The 14788-nt window shown below is 61.3% G+C and carries 13 protein-coding genes; 4 read left to right on the top strand and 9 right to left on the bottom strand.

The window, feature by feature from the left end; genetic code table 11:
• Positions 1-67: 67 nt before the first annotated feature.
• The 8 genes from HKK52_RS05365 to HKK52_RS05330 form a co-directional block, all read right to left on the bottom strand.
• Positions 68-619 carry a GNAT family N-acetyltransferase gene (locus tag HKK52_RS05365; protein WP_169369883.1) on the bottom strand — a complete coding sequence of 184 codons (552 nt, stop codon included), beginning with the start codon at positions 617-619 and terminating at the stop codon, positions 68-70.
• Between the two features lie 52 nt (positions 620-671).
• Positions 672-1145 carry an LEA type 2 family protein gene (locus HKK52_RS05360; protein WP_169369882.1) on the bottom strand — a complete coding sequence of 158 codons (474 nt, stop codon included), beginning with the start codon at positions 1143-1145 and terminating at the stop codon, positions 672-674.
• Positions 1146-1272: 127 nt separating this feature from the next.
• Positions 1273-2352, bottom strand: a complete 1080-nt coding sequence (locus HKK52_RS05355; protein ID WP_169369881.1) for a nucleoside hydrolase — start codon at positions 2350-2352, stop codon at positions 1273-1275.
• A gap of 98 nt (positions 2353-2450) precedes the next feature.
• Entirely contained in the window at positions 2451-3761 is a 1311-nt protein-coding gene (locus HKK52_RS05350) for an MFS transporter (RefSeq protein WP_169369880.1), read from the bottom strand.
• Positions 3762-4165: 404 nt separating this feature from the next.
• Entirely contained in the window at positions 4166-4798 is a 633-nt protein-coding gene (locus HKK52_RS05345; protein ID WP_169369879.1) for an N-carbamoylsarcosine amidohydrolase, read from the bottom strand.
• A gap of 12 nt (positions 4799-4810) precedes the next feature.
• On the bottom strand, positions 4811-5563 hold the full coding sequence (locus HKK52_RS05340; RefSeq protein WP_169369878.1) for a maleate cis-trans isomerase family protein: 753 nt from the start codon (positions 5561-5563) through the stop codon (positions 4811-4813).
• A gap of 18 nt (positions 5564-5581) precedes the next feature.
• Entirely contained in the window at positions 5582-6388 is an 807-nt protein-coding gene (locus HKK52_RS05335; protein ID WP_169369877.1) for an alpha/beta fold hydrolase, read from the bottom strand.
• On the bottom strand, positions 6385-7533 hold the full coding sequence (locus tag HKK52_RS05330) for an FAD-dependent monooxygenase (protein WP_169369876.1): 1149 nt from the start codon (positions 7531-7533) through the stop codon (positions 6385-6387). Before HKK52_RS05330 ends, HKK52_RS05335 begins: the two co-directional genes overlap by 4 nt.
• Before the next feature lie 312 nt (positions 7534-7845).
• Here HKK52_RS05330 and HKK52_RS05325 point away from each other — a divergent pair, with 312 nt between their 5' ends.
• From HKK52_RS05325 to HKK52_RS05310, 4 genes are all read left to right on the top strand, one after another.
• Positions 7846-8898, top strand: a complete 1053-nt coding sequence (locus HKK52_RS05325; RefSeq protein WP_169369875.1) for a 2,5-dihydroxypyridine 5,6-dioxygenase — start codon at positions 7846-7848, stop codon at positions 8896-8898.
• A 164-nt stretch (positions 8899-9062) separates the two neighbouring features.
• Positions 9063-9545, top strand: coding sequence for a MarR family winged helix-turn-helix transcriptional regulator (locus HKK52_RS05320; RefSeq protein ID WP_123410416.1), 483 nt, complete (start codon positions 9063-9065; stop codon positions 9543-9545).
• Positions 9546-9971: 426 nt separating this feature from the next.
• Positions 9972-10448, top strand: coding sequence for a (2Fe-2S)-binding protein (locus HKK52_RS05315; RefSeq protein WP_169369874.1), 477 nt, complete (start codon positions 9972-9974; stop codon positions 10446-10448).
• Between the two features lie 16 nt (positions 10449-10464).
• Entirely contained in the window at positions 10465-14025 is a 3561-nt protein-coding gene (locus tag HKK52_RS05310) for a molybdopterin cofactor-binding domain-containing protein (protein WP_178117442.1), read from the top strand.
• A 63-nt stretch (positions 14026-14088) separates the two neighbouring features.
• On the opposite strand, the gene HKK52_RS05305 is transcribed toward HKK52_RS05310, so the two are convergent.
• Positions 14089-14745: a TetR/AcrR family transcriptional regulator gene (locus HKK52_RS05305; RefSeq protein WP_169369872.1), complete on the bottom strand. Its 657-nt coding sequence runs from the start codon at positions 14743-14745 to the stop codon at positions 14089-14091.
• Positions 14746-14788 lie beyond the last annotated feature (43 nt).

Below are 14788 nucleotides of genomic sequence, written 5' to 3'. Positions count from 1 at the left end.
CCTGTAGGAGTTGCCTTCGGCAGCTCCTGCAGGATGGCGTTCGCTTATTTACGGGGTGTCATTCGCGCTATTTATTGAATGTTTGCAACCACTCTTCGCGAGTGATTTCCCAGATGTCGCGCTGGAATCGGCCGCTGACGAAGTTGTCTTCATCGCTGCGAATCAAGCGCATGCCGGCCCGTTCCGAGAGTTTGCGCGAGCCGATGTTGGGTGTCGCTTTCGGCACGCGCATCAGCGGCCGGCCAAGGGTCTGGAACCAGTATTCGGTCACCGCTGCACTGGCTTCGGTCATCAGGCCCTGGCCCTGGCAGTGGGGTGCCAGCCAGAAGCCACGGTTGTTGTCCTGATGGTCCATCAGGCTGACATTGCCGATCAATTGCCCGGGCGCCGATTTCAAGCGGATCGACCAGTGCCACTCTTCGCCCCTGGCAATCGCCGGCAGGGCAATGTCGCGCAGATAGGTCAACGCGCCGTCGGCCGGATAGGGCCACGGCACGAGGGCATTGAGATAGCGCACCACTTCCCAGTGCGGGAACTGCTGCTGGATGGCGGGGGCGTCGGCCAGTTCCAGCGGGCGCAGGATCAGGCGTTCGGTGTAGAGCGTGGGTGTGACTTCCATGGGTGCTGGCTTCCTTGTGAATCTGTACTCAACGATATCGCAATGGCCAAATTTACCAGGTCGCCGCGCTCGACCCCGGAAAACTCAGCTTGCCGGTATCGACAAACCGCATCGTGCCAAACAACCCGCCAGCCAGTTTGCCGCGCAATACGTACGGCAGGTTGTCGAGGGTTTGGGTCTGGCTCAGGCCCAGGGTCTGGCGCAATACCGAAAACGCTGAGACGCTGACCGGCACGGTCAGCACGGCTTCGGAAAAACGCGGTATCGAGCCCGACTGATCGCTGACCCCCGACGCCAATGGCCGGCCGTTGACTTCCAGGTCCAGGGCGACGCCGTTGTAGTCGATCGCAGTTTCATTGGGGTTTTGCACGCGGATCTTCACCGCGAAGCGCACTTCCAGGTCCTGGCTTTGCAACGGTTCGATGCCGACCACGTTGATGTTCAGCGGATCGCGATTGGGGAACAGCGCGCAGGCGCTCAGGGAGAGCAACAGCAGGGACAGGGACAGGGCAAGAAGTCTGCGCATCTAAAGGCTCTCGACAGAAAAAGGGACTGAACCGCCATCGGCCAAAACCTGGCGGTTCACCTGTGCGACCACGCTCACTGTGAGGGGTTCGCTGCAAGCTGTCACTTGTTCGTGATTGCCCGTGGTTTCAGTGGCCCTTGACCGGCGTCGGCAAGGTCACAAGGTTGACGTAGCCGTCCCAGAACTGTTTCTGGTCAATGGCGAACACCACCTTGGCTTTTCGCGTGCCCACCGGTGGGCTCTTCTTGTAGCCCAGTGCCCGGCCGTAATCGGCGCCGAACTGCGCGTCGACATCGACCCACAAATCCCGGGACTCGGTGACGATGCCCGGCTCGACCAGAAACAGCGCTGGCAGGCTGTCCCAGGTGAAGCTGTGATACGCCGGATCCTTGTCGAACAGCGCGCCGAATTCATGCTTGTACAGGTCGGCAATCGGCCCCGGTTTCGCGATCACCCGTTTGTACACCGCGGCATCGAACGTGACCTTCTCGCAGACATCGTTGGGGAAGATCACGTGTTCGATGGGCGAGCGCAGGACGATTTTTGCCGCCTCGGGATCGAACCACCAGTTGAACTCGGCGGCCGGCGTGGTGTTGCCCGGAATCTCGAGGGCGCCGCCCATGTACACGATGCGTTTGATCAGCGGCACGATGTCCGGTGCGGAACGGATCGCCAGCGCGATGTTGGTCAGCGGCCCGACCGCCAGCAGCGTCACCTCATGGGGATTGGCGCGTACGCTGTCGATGATGAACTGCGCGGCGGTTTCCTTGCGCAGTTTGGTGTGGGTGGCCAGACCGTCCGGTGGTGCGATCAGTTGCGTGGCTGACGTCGGGCGCGGCGCCTTGAATGCGCCCGGCCAACCGGCGCCGAACAAGGCTTTTTCCTGCTCATAGGTGGCGAAGTCATGCAGCAGCGGATACGCCGCGCCGGAATAAACACCAACGTCTTTTTCCACGCCCATGCGCTCGACAGCCTTGAGCGCGTCGACCTGTTCCTGATCGACCCAGGCGTTGCCGCTGACCAGGGTCATACCGAGCAGGTCGATGCGTTTTTGCGCGTGTAACTGGGCGAGCATGATGAAGGCCTGGCCGTCATCGTTGAGCACGTTGAAGTCGGTATCGAAGATGACTTTCTCCGCCGCTTGCAGGGACCCGGCACACAGGCCGGCGGCGACAAGCAGGGCACAGCGTTTGATCAAACCTTGCATGAGGGACACACCTGATAGGTTGGAAATGAACACCTGTGGGAGCAAGGCTTGCCCGCGATGACGTCCTTGAGATCGCCATCGCGAGCAAGCTCGGGGGGTTAGCGGTTAACCAGTTTGGCCGGCAACGCGATCACCAGGAAACTGCTGAGGATCAAACACCCGGCAAAGAACCATAGTGCCCCCGCGCTGCTGCCCGTGACATCGATGGCCACGCCCATCAGCGAATTGCTCACCAACCCGGCAATGTTCGCCACCGAGCAGGCCAGGGCAAACCCGGTGGCCGCCGCCGTGCCCTTGAGAAACGTCGCCGGCAGGCTGAAGAACACCGGCACCGCACCGATGATCGCCGCCGAGGCAATGGCGAACAGCGCCACGGTCGCCACCACGTTGTGCACGAAGAACGGCGCACTGGCCATGGCCGCCGCACCGACCAGGAACGGCACAATGATGTGCCAGCGCCGTTCGCGGTGTTTGTCCGAGCTGGCGCCGATCAGCAGCATGCCCAGCAACGCGGCGACGCTCGGCAATGCGGTGAGAATGCCGATGTGGAAGGTGTCGACGATCCCGGCGTTGCGGATAAAGGTCGGCATCCAGAACCCCATGGCGTAGGCGCTGAGCAGGATCGAGAAATCGATGCCGCCGAGCATCCATACTTTCAGGTTGAAGAAACCGTCGCGAAAGCTGTGTTTGCTGTCGCTGGCACCGGCCTCATCGGCGCGCAGCTCCTGTTCCAGCAGGACTTTCTCTTCATCGTTGAGCCACTTGGCTTGTTGGTAGTTGTTAGGCAGCGCCCAGAACGTCAGCACGCCGAGCAACACGCTGGGCACCGCTTCGATCAGGAACAGCCATTGCCAGCCGTGCAAACCGCCGAGGGTGTCGAAATGGCTCATCACCCAACCGGACAGCGGCCCGCCAATCACGCTGGACAGCGGCAAGCCGATCATGAACAACGCAATGATGCGGCCACGGCGATAGGTCGGAAACCAGGTGGTCAGGTAATACAGGACGCCCGGCAGAAAACCCGCTTCAGCGGCGCCGAGCAGGAAACGCAGGACATAAAACTGGGTGGTGGAGGTCACGAGCATGGTGCAGGCCGAGAGCAGGCCCCAGGTGATCATGATCCGGGCGATCCAGATCTTCGCGCCGACCTTTTCCAGCACCAGGTTGCTCGGCACTTCAAACAGGATGTAGCCGACAAAAAACAGCCCGGCGCCGAGGCCGAACGCGGTTTCGCTGAAGTGCAGTTGATCGAGCATCTGCAGTTTGGCGAAGCCGATGTTGATCCGGTCGAGGTACGCGGCCAGGTAGCAGAAGCACAGGAACGGAATCAGCTTCCAGGTGATCTTGTGGTACAGCGCTTGAATCGGGTCGGCGACCGTGGTCGCGGGTGCTGCGTTCGCAATGGGCATCGGATGTCTCCTGGCGGTGACTTATGGTTTTTATACAGCCGCTTTTTCCAGCGCTCTGGCGCGCTGAAAGCGGCGTCCAAAGGCAGTGTCAGAAGACTGGGCGCTCGCTCGTGGGCGAGTTGGGCTCAGTTTTTTTCGTTTGGGTTTGGCAGGCCCGATACCAGCCAGACAATCTTCCGTCATGCACTGTTTTTGTGGCGAGGGAGCTTGCTCCCGCTCGAGTGCGCAGCACTCGCAAAATCAGTCGGTGCGACGACCATTTTGGGGCTGCTTCGCAACCCAGCGCGAGCAAGCTCGCTCGCCACAGGACAGTGTTCGACTGGAGGTCTTGACTGTGTGGCCGTTGTCCCTTTCAAACCCGACAAGACCAGCGCTCTAACTGGCGCGGGTTCTTGTGGCACGCATTACATTTTTTCGAAGTGGGCGATGGCCTCCCGCTTGCTGACGACATCGCCGTACTTGCTGTCGATGTCGAACAGGTTGGCTTCGTGGGGCGCCGGATGCCGATCGCCGACACACTCGCGCACGACGATGGTGCGGAAACCGTGTTGCACCGCGTCCACCGCCGTCGCCCGAATGCAGCCGCTGGTGGAGCAACCCGCCAGCACCACGGTGTCGATGCCTTGGGCGTGCAGCATCGAGGCCAGGCTGCTGCCGAAAAAGGCGCTGGCGTACTGTTTGCTGATCACCACTTCATCGTCCGTTGGCAGCACCTCTTCGCAAAACGCCGCCAGGGGATTGCCCTCGACCATGTCCTTCATCACCGGCGCCTTCTTCACCCAGATCCCGCCATCGGCGAAATGGCCGGGATGGTAGCGGATATTGGTGTGCACCACCGGTATGCCCTGACGACGAGCACTGCTCAGCAACTCGACGCTTTCAGCCACGGCACTGACCACACCGGGGGCGAACAGCGGCGCGCCTTCGGTGGTGTAGCCGCGCATGAAATCGATCATCAGCAGCGCAGACTTCTGCCCGAAACCGATGCGCTGGCCCCACACGCCCTGGTAGTTGTCATTGGCGGTTTGTTCGCTCATGTCGCGTACCTCTTAATAAGCGCCGGAGAGCAGGGCGCCGGCGCCGGGAACAATGGGTTCCAGGTCCAGGGCCTTGAGCATGGCGTAGGTGGTGGCAATGGCTGCGGTCAGCACCGGTTTGCCGGTTTGCGCTTCGACGTGCGCCACCACCGGCAGCGACTGCATCTGCACACAGGCCGACAGCACAATCACATCAACCCCTTCCAGATTCATGCCAGCCACGATGCCGGGCAGGTTCGCCGGGTCGTGACGGGCGACGGCGAGGTTGTCGGGGATCTCCAGCGCACGCCAGTCCACCACTTCAAAGCCTTCTTCGCGAATGTAATTCACCACCAGTTCGGTCAGCGGCTTCATGTACGGCGCGACGATGGCGATGCGTTTCGCACCCATGACTTTCAAGCCTTCGATCAAAGCGCCGGCACTGGTAATCACCGGGGCGTTGGCATCGTTATCGGCGGTGGCCTTGCGCAGCCGTTGCTCGGATTTCCGATGATAACCGAGCCCCATGGCCATGATCGCGACCAGGCAGGCATAGCCCAGCACATCGACCTTGGCGTCGGACAGTTCCACGGCGCAACGGTCGGATTCGCCGTCCATTGCCGCCAGTTCTTCCTTGCGCACCTGCTTCATGCGCATGCGGCTGGAGTGAAAGGTGAAACGCTCCGGGCGGATCAACTGGCGTGCGTTGAGCATCGCCGGGATCTCGGTTTCCATGGTGGTGTTGGAGCTCGGCACAATCTGGCCGATGCGGTAGGGCTTGAGCATAAAAATCTCCCGATTCGATTAGTTGAGACGCGGGCCGAGGAAATCACCGAACGCGGCGAAGAAGCCTTCGAGGTCATCCCACGGGATCATGTGCCCGGCGTTGGCGACGTGGACGCTGCGAATGTTCGGTTGCAGGTCGAGGATTTCCGCTTCGTCCTCGGGCGCAATCACACCGCCACGGCCGGCGATCATCAGCAATGCGGGTTGCTGGAGTTTCGGCAGGTCCTGATGGAAGTCCACGTCATGAAAATCGTTGAAGGCACGGACGATGGCCGGCTCGTAGCAGGTGTGCAGCCATTCGGCGCGCAGTTGCAGTTGTTCCTCGGTCCAGGTGGCGCAGAAGGCGCGCATCGCCTCGGCATCCATTCCGATCAACGACTGGCGGATCGAATCGACGTACCACGGCAGTTTGCTCGGGTACTCGCGGCGACCTGGGCCGGAGACGGGCGGGTCGATCAGCACCAGACGAGTGACCCCGGCCGGATGCTTCACGGCGCTGCGCACGGCAAACCGCGCGCCCATGGAGTGGCCGACCAAGTGATAGTTATCGAGCTGCATGGCTTGGGCGAAAGCTCCGATGTCGTCGGCGCAGGCATCAGCGCTGTAATCCAGATCGGGCCCGGTGGAGGAGAGGCCACGCCCGCGCACGTCCAACACGTAAGTATCGAAATGCTCGCCGAGACGTTCCGCGACAAAGCCCCAGGTGATCGCCGGACTGGTGATGCCGGGGATCAACACCAGCGCCGGGCCTTTACCGCCATAGCGCAAGTAATGCTGGCGAATGCCATTGGCCTGGACGTTGCCGCCATAGACGAAAGTGCTCACGCGGCCACCCCCGATTTCAGCTGTTGGGCGTACAAGTCATAACCGTAGACCCAGGCCGGATCTTCCTGAGTGCGCAGCCAGGTGTTGGCGTTGGACACCGATTGCACGCGAGAGGCGCGTTCCTTGCGGTTGGCTTCATAGAGTTCGAACGCGGTCCGGTAGTCGCCGAGGCCGGTTTCCTGCAAGCAGCGGGTCAGCATTGCGGCATCTTCGATGGCCATGCCGGCGCCCTGGGCCATGTGCGGTTTCATCGGGTGGCAGGCGTCGCCGAGCAACACCAGGCGCCCACGGCTCCACAGCGGCAACGGATTGCGGTTGCGCAGCGGCCATTTGGTCACGCTTTCGGTGGACTCGATCAGCGCCTGCACCGTTGGGTGATAACCCTGGAAGGCTTCAAACATTTCTTCGCGGCTGCTATCGACAAACGCGCCCTGGAAGTCCCATTCCGGGTGCGGCACGCCGGTGACGTAGTAGTACTCGTCGCGCTTGCCGGTGGTGTAGTAGACCATCATGTGCCGGTCCTCGGTCCACCACTTGATGCAGTCCTCGAACTGCAAATCGTACTTGGCCAATTGATCGCCACGGATCAACGCGCGGTGTGCGACCCAGCCGCTGTACAGCGGTTTTTCCGCGCCCAGCAACTCTTCACGAATCTTCGAATTGATCCCGTCGGCACCGATGACGATGTCGGCGTAGGTGACTTCGCCGTCGCTGAAGGTCAGGCGCACCTGGGTGTCGGTTTCTTCGAGGGTTTCCAGGCGTTTGTTGAAGTGCACCGTGCCCGGTTTGATCGTCGACATCTGCAACGCGTGGAGGTCGCCGCGGTGCACGGTGATGTAGGACGCGCCGTATTCCTTGCGGGCGAAGTCCCCCAGCGGGATGCGCGACAGGTAGTCGCCGCTCAAGCCATCGCGGCTGAACCAGTGATCCGGGTGTGAGCCCATCAGGTCGAGCTGCTGCTCAATGCCCATGCGCCGGAAGATTTTCATGATGTTCGGGCCCATGTGGATCCCGGCGCCGAGGCGGGAGAACTCCGGGGCCTGTTCGTAGATGTCCACCTGGAACCCGGCTTGTTGCAGCAACGTCGCGGCGGCTGCACCGCCAAGACCTGCACCGACGATGGCGATTTTTTGCGTATTGGCCATGGGGCTTGTTCCTCTTCTTCGAATGGTCGCTGGCGGTGTCGCCGCAAGGTTTTTAAAGTGTATACGCTGTATTTTTTAAAAAGAAAGAGCCGTTGGTAAAAATTAAATTTTGGCGGTTTTTCGCCTTGGTCACCAAATGTAACCTTTGTTTGTTGGGTTTGTGTGGGTTGGTAACGTTGTGGTCTGGCGCTTGCAGTCCGCTCTCAATTCAGGTCTTATCGTTAACAACTGGCGTATACGCTATAAAATTGCACTAGAGTGAGGCAGGGCGCCTCGACTTGGTGCGCAGCAGACGATTGAGGAGATTGGAAAATGCCGGTAAGCGATTGCGAACTGACCCAGATGTTCGAGCACGTGTTGAAGCTGTCGAAGGTCGACACGACCCAGAGCGTCGCCGTGCTCAAGAGCCACTATTCCGACCCGCGCACCGTGCGTGCGGCGATGGACGCCGCGCAGCGCCTGGGCGCCAAGGTCTACGCGGTGGAATTGCCGTCGTTCAACCACCCGACGGCCATGGGCAACGACATGACCGCCTACTGCGGCGACACTGCGCTCACTGGCAACATCGCGGCGCAACGGGCGCTGGAAGCGGCGGACCTGATTGTCGACACGATGATGCTGCTGCATTCGCCGGAACAGGAGCAGATCCTCAAGACCGGCACGCGCATTCTGTTGGCCGTCGAACCCCCGGAAGTGCTGGCGCGGATGCTGCCGACCGAGGCGGACAAGGTGCGGGTGATGGCGGCGGAGAAGCTGCTGAAACAGGCGCGCTCGATACGCGTCACCTCCCGCGCCGGCAGCGATTTCCACGCGGCGCTGGGGCAATATCCGGCCGTCACCGAGTACGGTTTCGCCGATGAACCGGGGCGTTGGGACCATTGGCCCAGTGGTTTCCTGTTCTCCTGGCCCAACGAAGAAACCGCCGAAGGCGTGCTGGTGCTGGACATCGGCGACATCGTGCTGCCGTTCAAGACCTACGCCCGGGAGAAGATCACCCTGGAGATCGAGAAGGGCTTCATCACCTCGATCCACGGCGGTTTCGAGGCTGAATACCTGCGCGACTACATGAAGTATTTCAACGATCCCGAGGTGTACGGCATCTCCCACATTGGTTGGGGTTTGCAGCCAAAGGCGCAGTGGACGGCCATGGGCTTGCACGACAAGAACGACGGCATGTGCATGGATGCCCGGGCGTTTTATGGCAACTTCCTGTTCTCCACCGGGCCGAACACCGAAGTCGGCGGCAAGCGTAAAACGCCGTGCCATTTGGACATTCCGCTGCGCAATTGCGATGTGTATCTGGATGATCAGGCAGTGGTGATTGGTGGGGATGTGGTGGCGCCGGAAGCCTCCCGGGTTCGCTGAAATTGACTTGTGTGGACTTGCTGAAACGCTGAACCCTGTAGGAGCAAGGCTTGCCCGCGATGGCAATCTCACGGGCGCCATCGCGGGCAAGCCTTGCTCCTACGGGAAGCGGTTCAGATGTTTGCCCCAAACCGCTCTTGAGTCCGCCCCTCAACCTGTCCATCATGCCTCCCCACCACTCATCGCCTTTCGAGTCTGCCGTGCCTGAAACTCCTGATGCTTCCTACGTTTTCTCCGAACAAGTCGGGCATTTGCTGCGCAAGGCCTATCAGCGGCACATGGCGATTTTTCAGCAGAATGTCGGCGATTCGCAGCTCACGGCCGTGCAATTCGTGACCCTGTGCGCCGTGCGCGATCACGGTCCCAGCTCCCTGACCGAACTGGTCAAGGCCACCGCCGTGGACCAGGCAACCATTCGCGGCATCGTCGAGCGGCTCAAGGCTCGGGAACTGATTACCCTCGAACCGGACCCGCAAGATCGGCGCAAAGTCATCGTCGGCCTGTCCGAAGCCGGCGACCGTCTGGTGCAGCAAACCGTGCCGTGCGCGGGGAAAATTACCGAGCTGACCCTGAGCAATCTCAACCCGGCAGAGCGGGTCGCGGTGCTGTTCCTGCTGCGCAAAATGATCGACGACCCGCAGGACTGACACAGCCACTGGCAAAACACGTGCTCTGTAGCAGCTGCCGAGGCACGAGGCTGCGTTCGGCTGCGAAGCAGTCGTGAAATCAGCCAACGCGGTGCATCAGGAAGAACGCGTACTCAGGTTTGACGACTGCTTCGCAGCCGAACGCAGCCTCGTGCCTCGGCAGCTGCTACACGCAGCCGAACGCAGCCTCGTGCCTCGGCAGCTGCTACACGCATCGAACGCGCCTCGTGCGTCGGCAGCTGCTACATGCCGGATGCAACCTTGCAGACTGTGTATTGGTCGCTGGCATCGTTTTTGCTCCTGTTTCATGTAGTAGCCACTTCACCAGTCGAGTGTGTCGCGTCGCCACAACCCAATCCGGCCCGCGACTTTTTTTTCGACCTTTTGGTGTAGCGGATACTTCATCAAACGAAGCAGGCGAAGCGAATGACGAGTCAGGAAATCACCGTAGCGCTTGAGGTCAACGGCCTCACGACCACTGTCACCGCCATGGCGGACACGCCGTTATTGCTGATTTTGCGCAATGACCTGCACCTCAACGGCCCCAAGTACGGCTGCGGCCTGGGCGAGTGCGGGGCGTGCACGGTGATCATCGACGGCGTAGCCGCGCGTTCCTGCGTGTTTCCGCTGGCCGGCGCCGTGGATCGGCAGATCGTCACCCTCGAAGGCCTCGGCACCCGCGCCGAGCCGCACCCGGTGCAACAAGCCTTTATCGATGAGCAAGCGGCGCAATGCGGCTACTGCCTCAACGGCATGATCATGACCACCAAGGCCTTGCTCGACCGCATCCCGCACCCCAGCGAAAGCCAGATCCGCAACGAACTCTCGGCCAACCTCTGCCGTTGCGGCACCCACATCGAAATCCTCCGCGCGGTGCTGCGTGCCGCCCGCCAAATGCCTTGAAGGTGGATCAATGACCATGACTGACGCCATCCCGCCCTCCATCCCGACCCGCGACCAACTGCTGGCCAAGACCGGCGTGCTGCTGATCGTCGACGACATCCTGCCGCCGTCCGGCCCGGTGGCGAAGGGCGGTACACCGCTGATCAAGCCCAAGGAGCTGGGGTTGTTCATTGCCATCAGCGATGACGGGCGCGTGTATGCGTTCAATGGCCATGTCGATCTCGGCACCGGCATTCGCACCTCGCTGGCGCAGATCGTCGCTGAAGAACTCGATTTACAAATGGAACAGGTGTGCATGGTGCTCGGCGACACCGAGCGTGCGCCGAATCAGGGCGCGACGATTGCCAGTGCGACGTTGCAGATTTCGGCGATTCCGTTACGCAATGCGGCGGCCGAGGCGCGGCGATATCTGCTGGAAACAGCGGCGGAACGTTGGTCACTCGACGCCGGGAGTCTGAACATTGAAGCCGGGGTCATTCGCGCCGAGGACGGCCGCACCGCGACTTACGCCGAACTGGTCCACGGCGAACACGTTGAATTGCGCATCTCCGGCACTGCGCCTTTGAAACCGGCCGAAGAGTATCGCCTAGTAGGCAAGGGCTCCGCCCGGGTCGATATCCCCGGCAAGGCCACTGGCGAGTTGACCTACGTCCACGACATGCGCGTGCCAGACATGCTCCACGGCCGGGTGATTCGCCCGCCCTATGCCGGGCTCGATTGTGGTGACTTCGTCGGCAACAGCCTGCTGAAAGTCGACGAATCCTCCATCGCCCATATCGCCGGGATCGTCGCGGTGGTGGTGATCCGCGATTTCGTCGGCATCGTGGCGTTGCGCGAAGAGCAGGCGATCAAGGCTGCCCAATCATTAAAAGTCACCTGGAAAACCTGGAATCAAGGCTTGCCGGACCTGAGCGATGTCGAGCAGGCGATCCGCGACAACCCCCGCGTGCAACGGGTAGTCCTCGATCAAGGCAACGTCGACGAAGCCTTGGCCAACGCCAGTCAGCGCATGCCGCGCACTTATCTGTGGCCGTATCAGATGCACGGTTCCATCGGCCCGTCCTGCGGGGTAGCGGATTATCAACCGTCCGGCAGTCGTGTGTGGTCCGGAAGCCAGAATCCGCATTTGCTGCGCGCCGATCTCGCGTGGCTGCTGGAGTGTGAAGAGGAATCCATCGAGATCATTCGCATGGAAGCCTCCGGTTGTTATGGGCGCAACTGTGCCGACGACGTGTGTGCCGATGCCTTGCTGTTATCCCGCGCCGTGGGCAAACCGGTGCGCGTGCAATTGACCCGCGAGCAGGAACATCTGTGGGAGCCCAAAGGCACCGCGCAACTGATGGACGTCGATGGCGGCCTGAACGCCGATGGCAGCGTCGCCGCCTATGACTTCCAGACCAGCTACCCGTCCAACGGCGCGCCGACGTTGGCCTTGCTGTTGACCGGCCGGGTCGAGCCGGTGGCGGCGATGTTCGAGATGGGCGACCGCACCTCGATCCCGCCCTACGACTTTGAAAACATGCGCGTGACCATCAACGACATGGCGCCGATTGTCCGCGCCTCGTGGATGCGCGGGGTCTCGGCGTTGCCCAACACCTTCGCCCACGAGTCGTACATTGATGAACTGGCATTCGCGGCGGGCGTCGATCCGGTGGAATATCGGCTGCGTTATCTGCACGACGAGCGTGCCATCGACCTGGTGAAATCCACCGCCGAACGTGCGGCCTGGACCCCACGCACCGCGCCGATGCAAACGCCCAATGAAGACCAGTTACTGCGCGGTCGCGGTTTTGCCTACGCGCGCTACATCCACAGCAAGTTCCCGGGTTTCGGCGCGGCGTGGGCGGCATGGGTGGCGGATGTGGCGATTGATCGCCAGACCGGCGATGTCTCGGTCACCCGGGTGGTGATCGGCCATGACTCGGGGATGATGATCAACCCGGCCGGCGTGCAGCATCAGATCCACGGCAACGTCATCCAGTCCACCAGCCGCGTGCTCAAGGAGCGGGTGACGTTCGAGGAATCGACGGTGGCGAGCAAGGAGTGGGGCGGCTATCCGATCCTGACCTTTCCCGAAGTGCCGCAAATCGACGTGCTGATGATGCCGCGTCAGGACCAGCCGCCGATGGGTGCAGGCGAATCGGCGTCGGTGCCGAGTGCGGCGGCGATTGCCAACGCGATTTATGACGCCACCGGCATCCGTTTTCGCGAACTGCCGATCACCCCGGAACGGGTCTTGGCCGCGCTGAATGCCGGCACTTGTGATGAGCCGCCGAAATCCCCGACCAAACGTTCGAAATGGCTGTTCGGTTCACTGTTTGCCGCGTTCGGCGCGGTGCTCGGCATGGCCGCGACCGCGTGGCCATTCCACGCTGAAATCGCACCGATTGCCCCGCCGAGCGCCGGCACCTGGTCAGCCGCTACCCTTGAGCGCGGACGCTTGCTGGCGGCAGTCGGCGATTGCGCGGTATGCCACACCGCTCCCGGCAGCGCGACCAATGCCGGAGGTCTGGCAATGGAAACGCCATTCGGCACGCTGTACAGCAGCAACATCACACCCGATGTGAAAACCGGGATCGGCAGTTGGTCGTATCCGGCGTTCGAACGGGCGATGCGCGATGGCATCGGCCGCGACGGACGCAATCTGTACCCGGCATTTCCCTACACCGCATTTCGCAACATCAACGACGCGGACATGCAGGCGCTGTACGCGTACCTGATGTCGCAAACACCGGTCAGCCAGCCGGCGAAGGCCAACGACATGCGTTTCCCGTTCAACCTGCGGCCGTTGATGGCGGGGTGGAATGCGTTGTTCCTGCGCAAGGGGGAAATCAGCGTGCAACCGCAACGCAGCGAGCAGTGGAATCGCGGCAATTATCTGGTCAACGGTTTAGGGCACTGCGCGGCGTGCCATTCGCCGCGCAATTTGATGGGGGCGGAGAAGGGCGGTGCTTCATTCCTCGCGGGCGGCATGGTTGATGGTTGGGAAGCGCCGGCGCTGAACGGTTTGTCCAAGGCGCCGACGCCGTGGACCGAGGATCAGTTGTTCGGTTACTTGAGCAGCGGTTATTCCGCTGAACATGGCGTAGCGACCGGGCCGATGGGGCCGGTGGTCACGGAATTGGCGAAGTTGCCCAAGGATGATATTCGGGCGATGGCGGTGTATCTGGCGTCACTTAATGGCGCGCAGGCTGAAGCCCAAGTCGTAGAGAAAGCCACGCGTCCGGTGGTCACCGTTTCCCTCAGCAATGGCCAGCGTGTATTCGAAGGTTCGTGCAAGGCCTGTCACGCCGATGGTTTGGGGCCGAAGCTGTTTGGCGTAAGTCCGTCGCTGGCCACCAATACCAATGTGCACAGCGATCTGCCGGACAATTTGATCAAGGTCATTTTGCAAGGCATCGATACCCCGGCGACCAAGGACTTGGGTTACATGCCGGCGTTCAAGGACAGCCTGTCGAACACGCAGGTGGCGGAATTGGCGGCGTATTTGCGCAATCGATTTGCGGGGAATGCGCCGGGGTGGGAAGGGTTGGAGTCGAAGGTGGCGCATTTGCGGGCGAATCCGGGCAGCCATTAAAAGCATCGTGAGCAAACCTCGTCCCTGTAGGAGCGAGGCTTGCCCGCGAAGAGGCCGGCCCATTCACCGCAAATCCTGCCCCGGCAACCTCATCACCCCCCGCACCACCAAATCCTGAATAAACCCCAACCAATCCTGCTGCTGCCCCTTGTCCGCCAAATCCTCTCCCAAAAACGAACTCAGGGTATGCCGGTTGGAGTTATAGAAGTAGCAAAGCGATGCAATCATCAAATACACATGCTTGATGTCCAGCACCTCACGAAACAACCCTTGTGCCTGACCCGCCTCAATGATCGGTTTCAACACGCCAACCGCTTCCCCGGAGAGCCGTCGCAACTCGCTGGACTGCTGCGCATGCTTGCCGCCATGGAGGTTTTCATTGCTCAGGATCGCGACGAATTCCGGGTGTTTGACGTAGTAATGCCAGACGAACGCCACCAGATCCTGCAACGCCACCAGCGGCTGGCTCAGGTCGAGTTTAAGGCGGCTTTCGGCCTTGTTGAATTGCTCGTAGGTGTGTTCCAGCACGCAGATGAACAGCTGCTCCTTGCTGCCGAAGTAGTAATAGAGCATGCGGTCGTTGGACTCGGCTTCCCGGGAAATGCTCTCGACCCGCCCCCCGGAATAGCCGTCGCGGGTGAACACTTTCACCGCCGCTTCGAGAATCCGTGTGCGGGTCTGCTGGGCCTGGGCGGCCCGGATACCGGTCTTCTTGTTCAACGTGCGATCAACCTTGTGCCAAGCGGAGTCGCCACGAATGTAG

Source organism: Pseudomonas sp. ADAK2, from assembly GCF_012935755.1.
In the GTDB taxonomy this organism is placed as follows: domain Bacteria; phylum Pseudomonadota; class Gammaproteobacteria; order Pseudomonadales; family Pseudomonadaceae; genus Aquipseudomonas.
This window is presented reverse-complemented; position numbering and strand designations above follow the sequence as displayed.

What these genes read in the sequence shown, in the direction of transcription:
- HKK52_RS05365 (WP_169369883.1), bottom strand. Translation starts at nt 619, where the DNA reads ATGGAAGTCACACCCACGCTCTACACCGAACGCCTGATCCTGCGCCCG.
- HKK52_RS05360 (WP_169369882.1), bottom strand. Translation starts at nt 1,145, where the DNA reads ATGCGCAGACTTCTTGCCCTGTCCCTGTCCCTGCTGTTGCTCTCCCTG.
- HKK52_RS05355 (WP_169369881.1), bottom strand. Translation starts at nt 2,352, where the DNA reads ATGCAAGGTTTGATCAAACGCTGTGCCCTGCTTGTCGCCGCCGGCCTG.
- HKK52_RS05350 (WP_169369880.1), bottom strand. Translation starts at nt 3,761, where the DNA reads ATGCCCATTGCGAACGCAGCACCCGCGACCACGGTCGCCGACCCGATT.
- HKK52_RS05345 (WP_169369879.1), bottom strand. Translation starts at nt 4,798, where the DNA reads ATGAGCGAACAAACCGCCAATGACAACTACCAGGGCGTGTGGGGCCAG.
- HKK52_RS05340 (WP_169369878.1), bottom strand. Translation starts at nt 5,563, where the DNA reads ATGCTCAAGCCCTACCGCATCGGCCAGATTGTGCCGAGCTCCAACACC.
- HKK52_RS05330 (WP_169369876.1), bottom strand. Translation starts at nt 7,533, where the DNA reads ATGGCCAATACGCAAAAAATCGCCATCGTCGGTGCAGGTCTTGGCGGT.
- HKK52_RS05325 (WP_169369875.1), top strand. Translation starts at nt 7,846, where the DNA reads ATGCCGGTAAGCGATTGCGAACTGACCCAGATGTTCGAGCACGTGTTG.
- HKK52_RS05320 (WP_123410416.1), top strand. Translation starts at nt 9,063, where the DNA reads ATGCCTCCCCACCACTCATCGCCTTTCGAGTCTGCCGTGCCTGAAACT.
- HKK52_RS05315 (WP_169369874.1), top strand. Translation starts at nt 9,972, where the DNA reads ATGACGAGTCAGGAAATCACCGTAGCGCTTGAGGTCAACGGCCTCACG.
- HKK52_RS05310 (WP_178117442.1), top strand. Translation starts at nt 10,465, where the DNA reads ATGACTGACGCCATCCCGCCCTCCATCCCGACCCGCGACCAACTGCTG.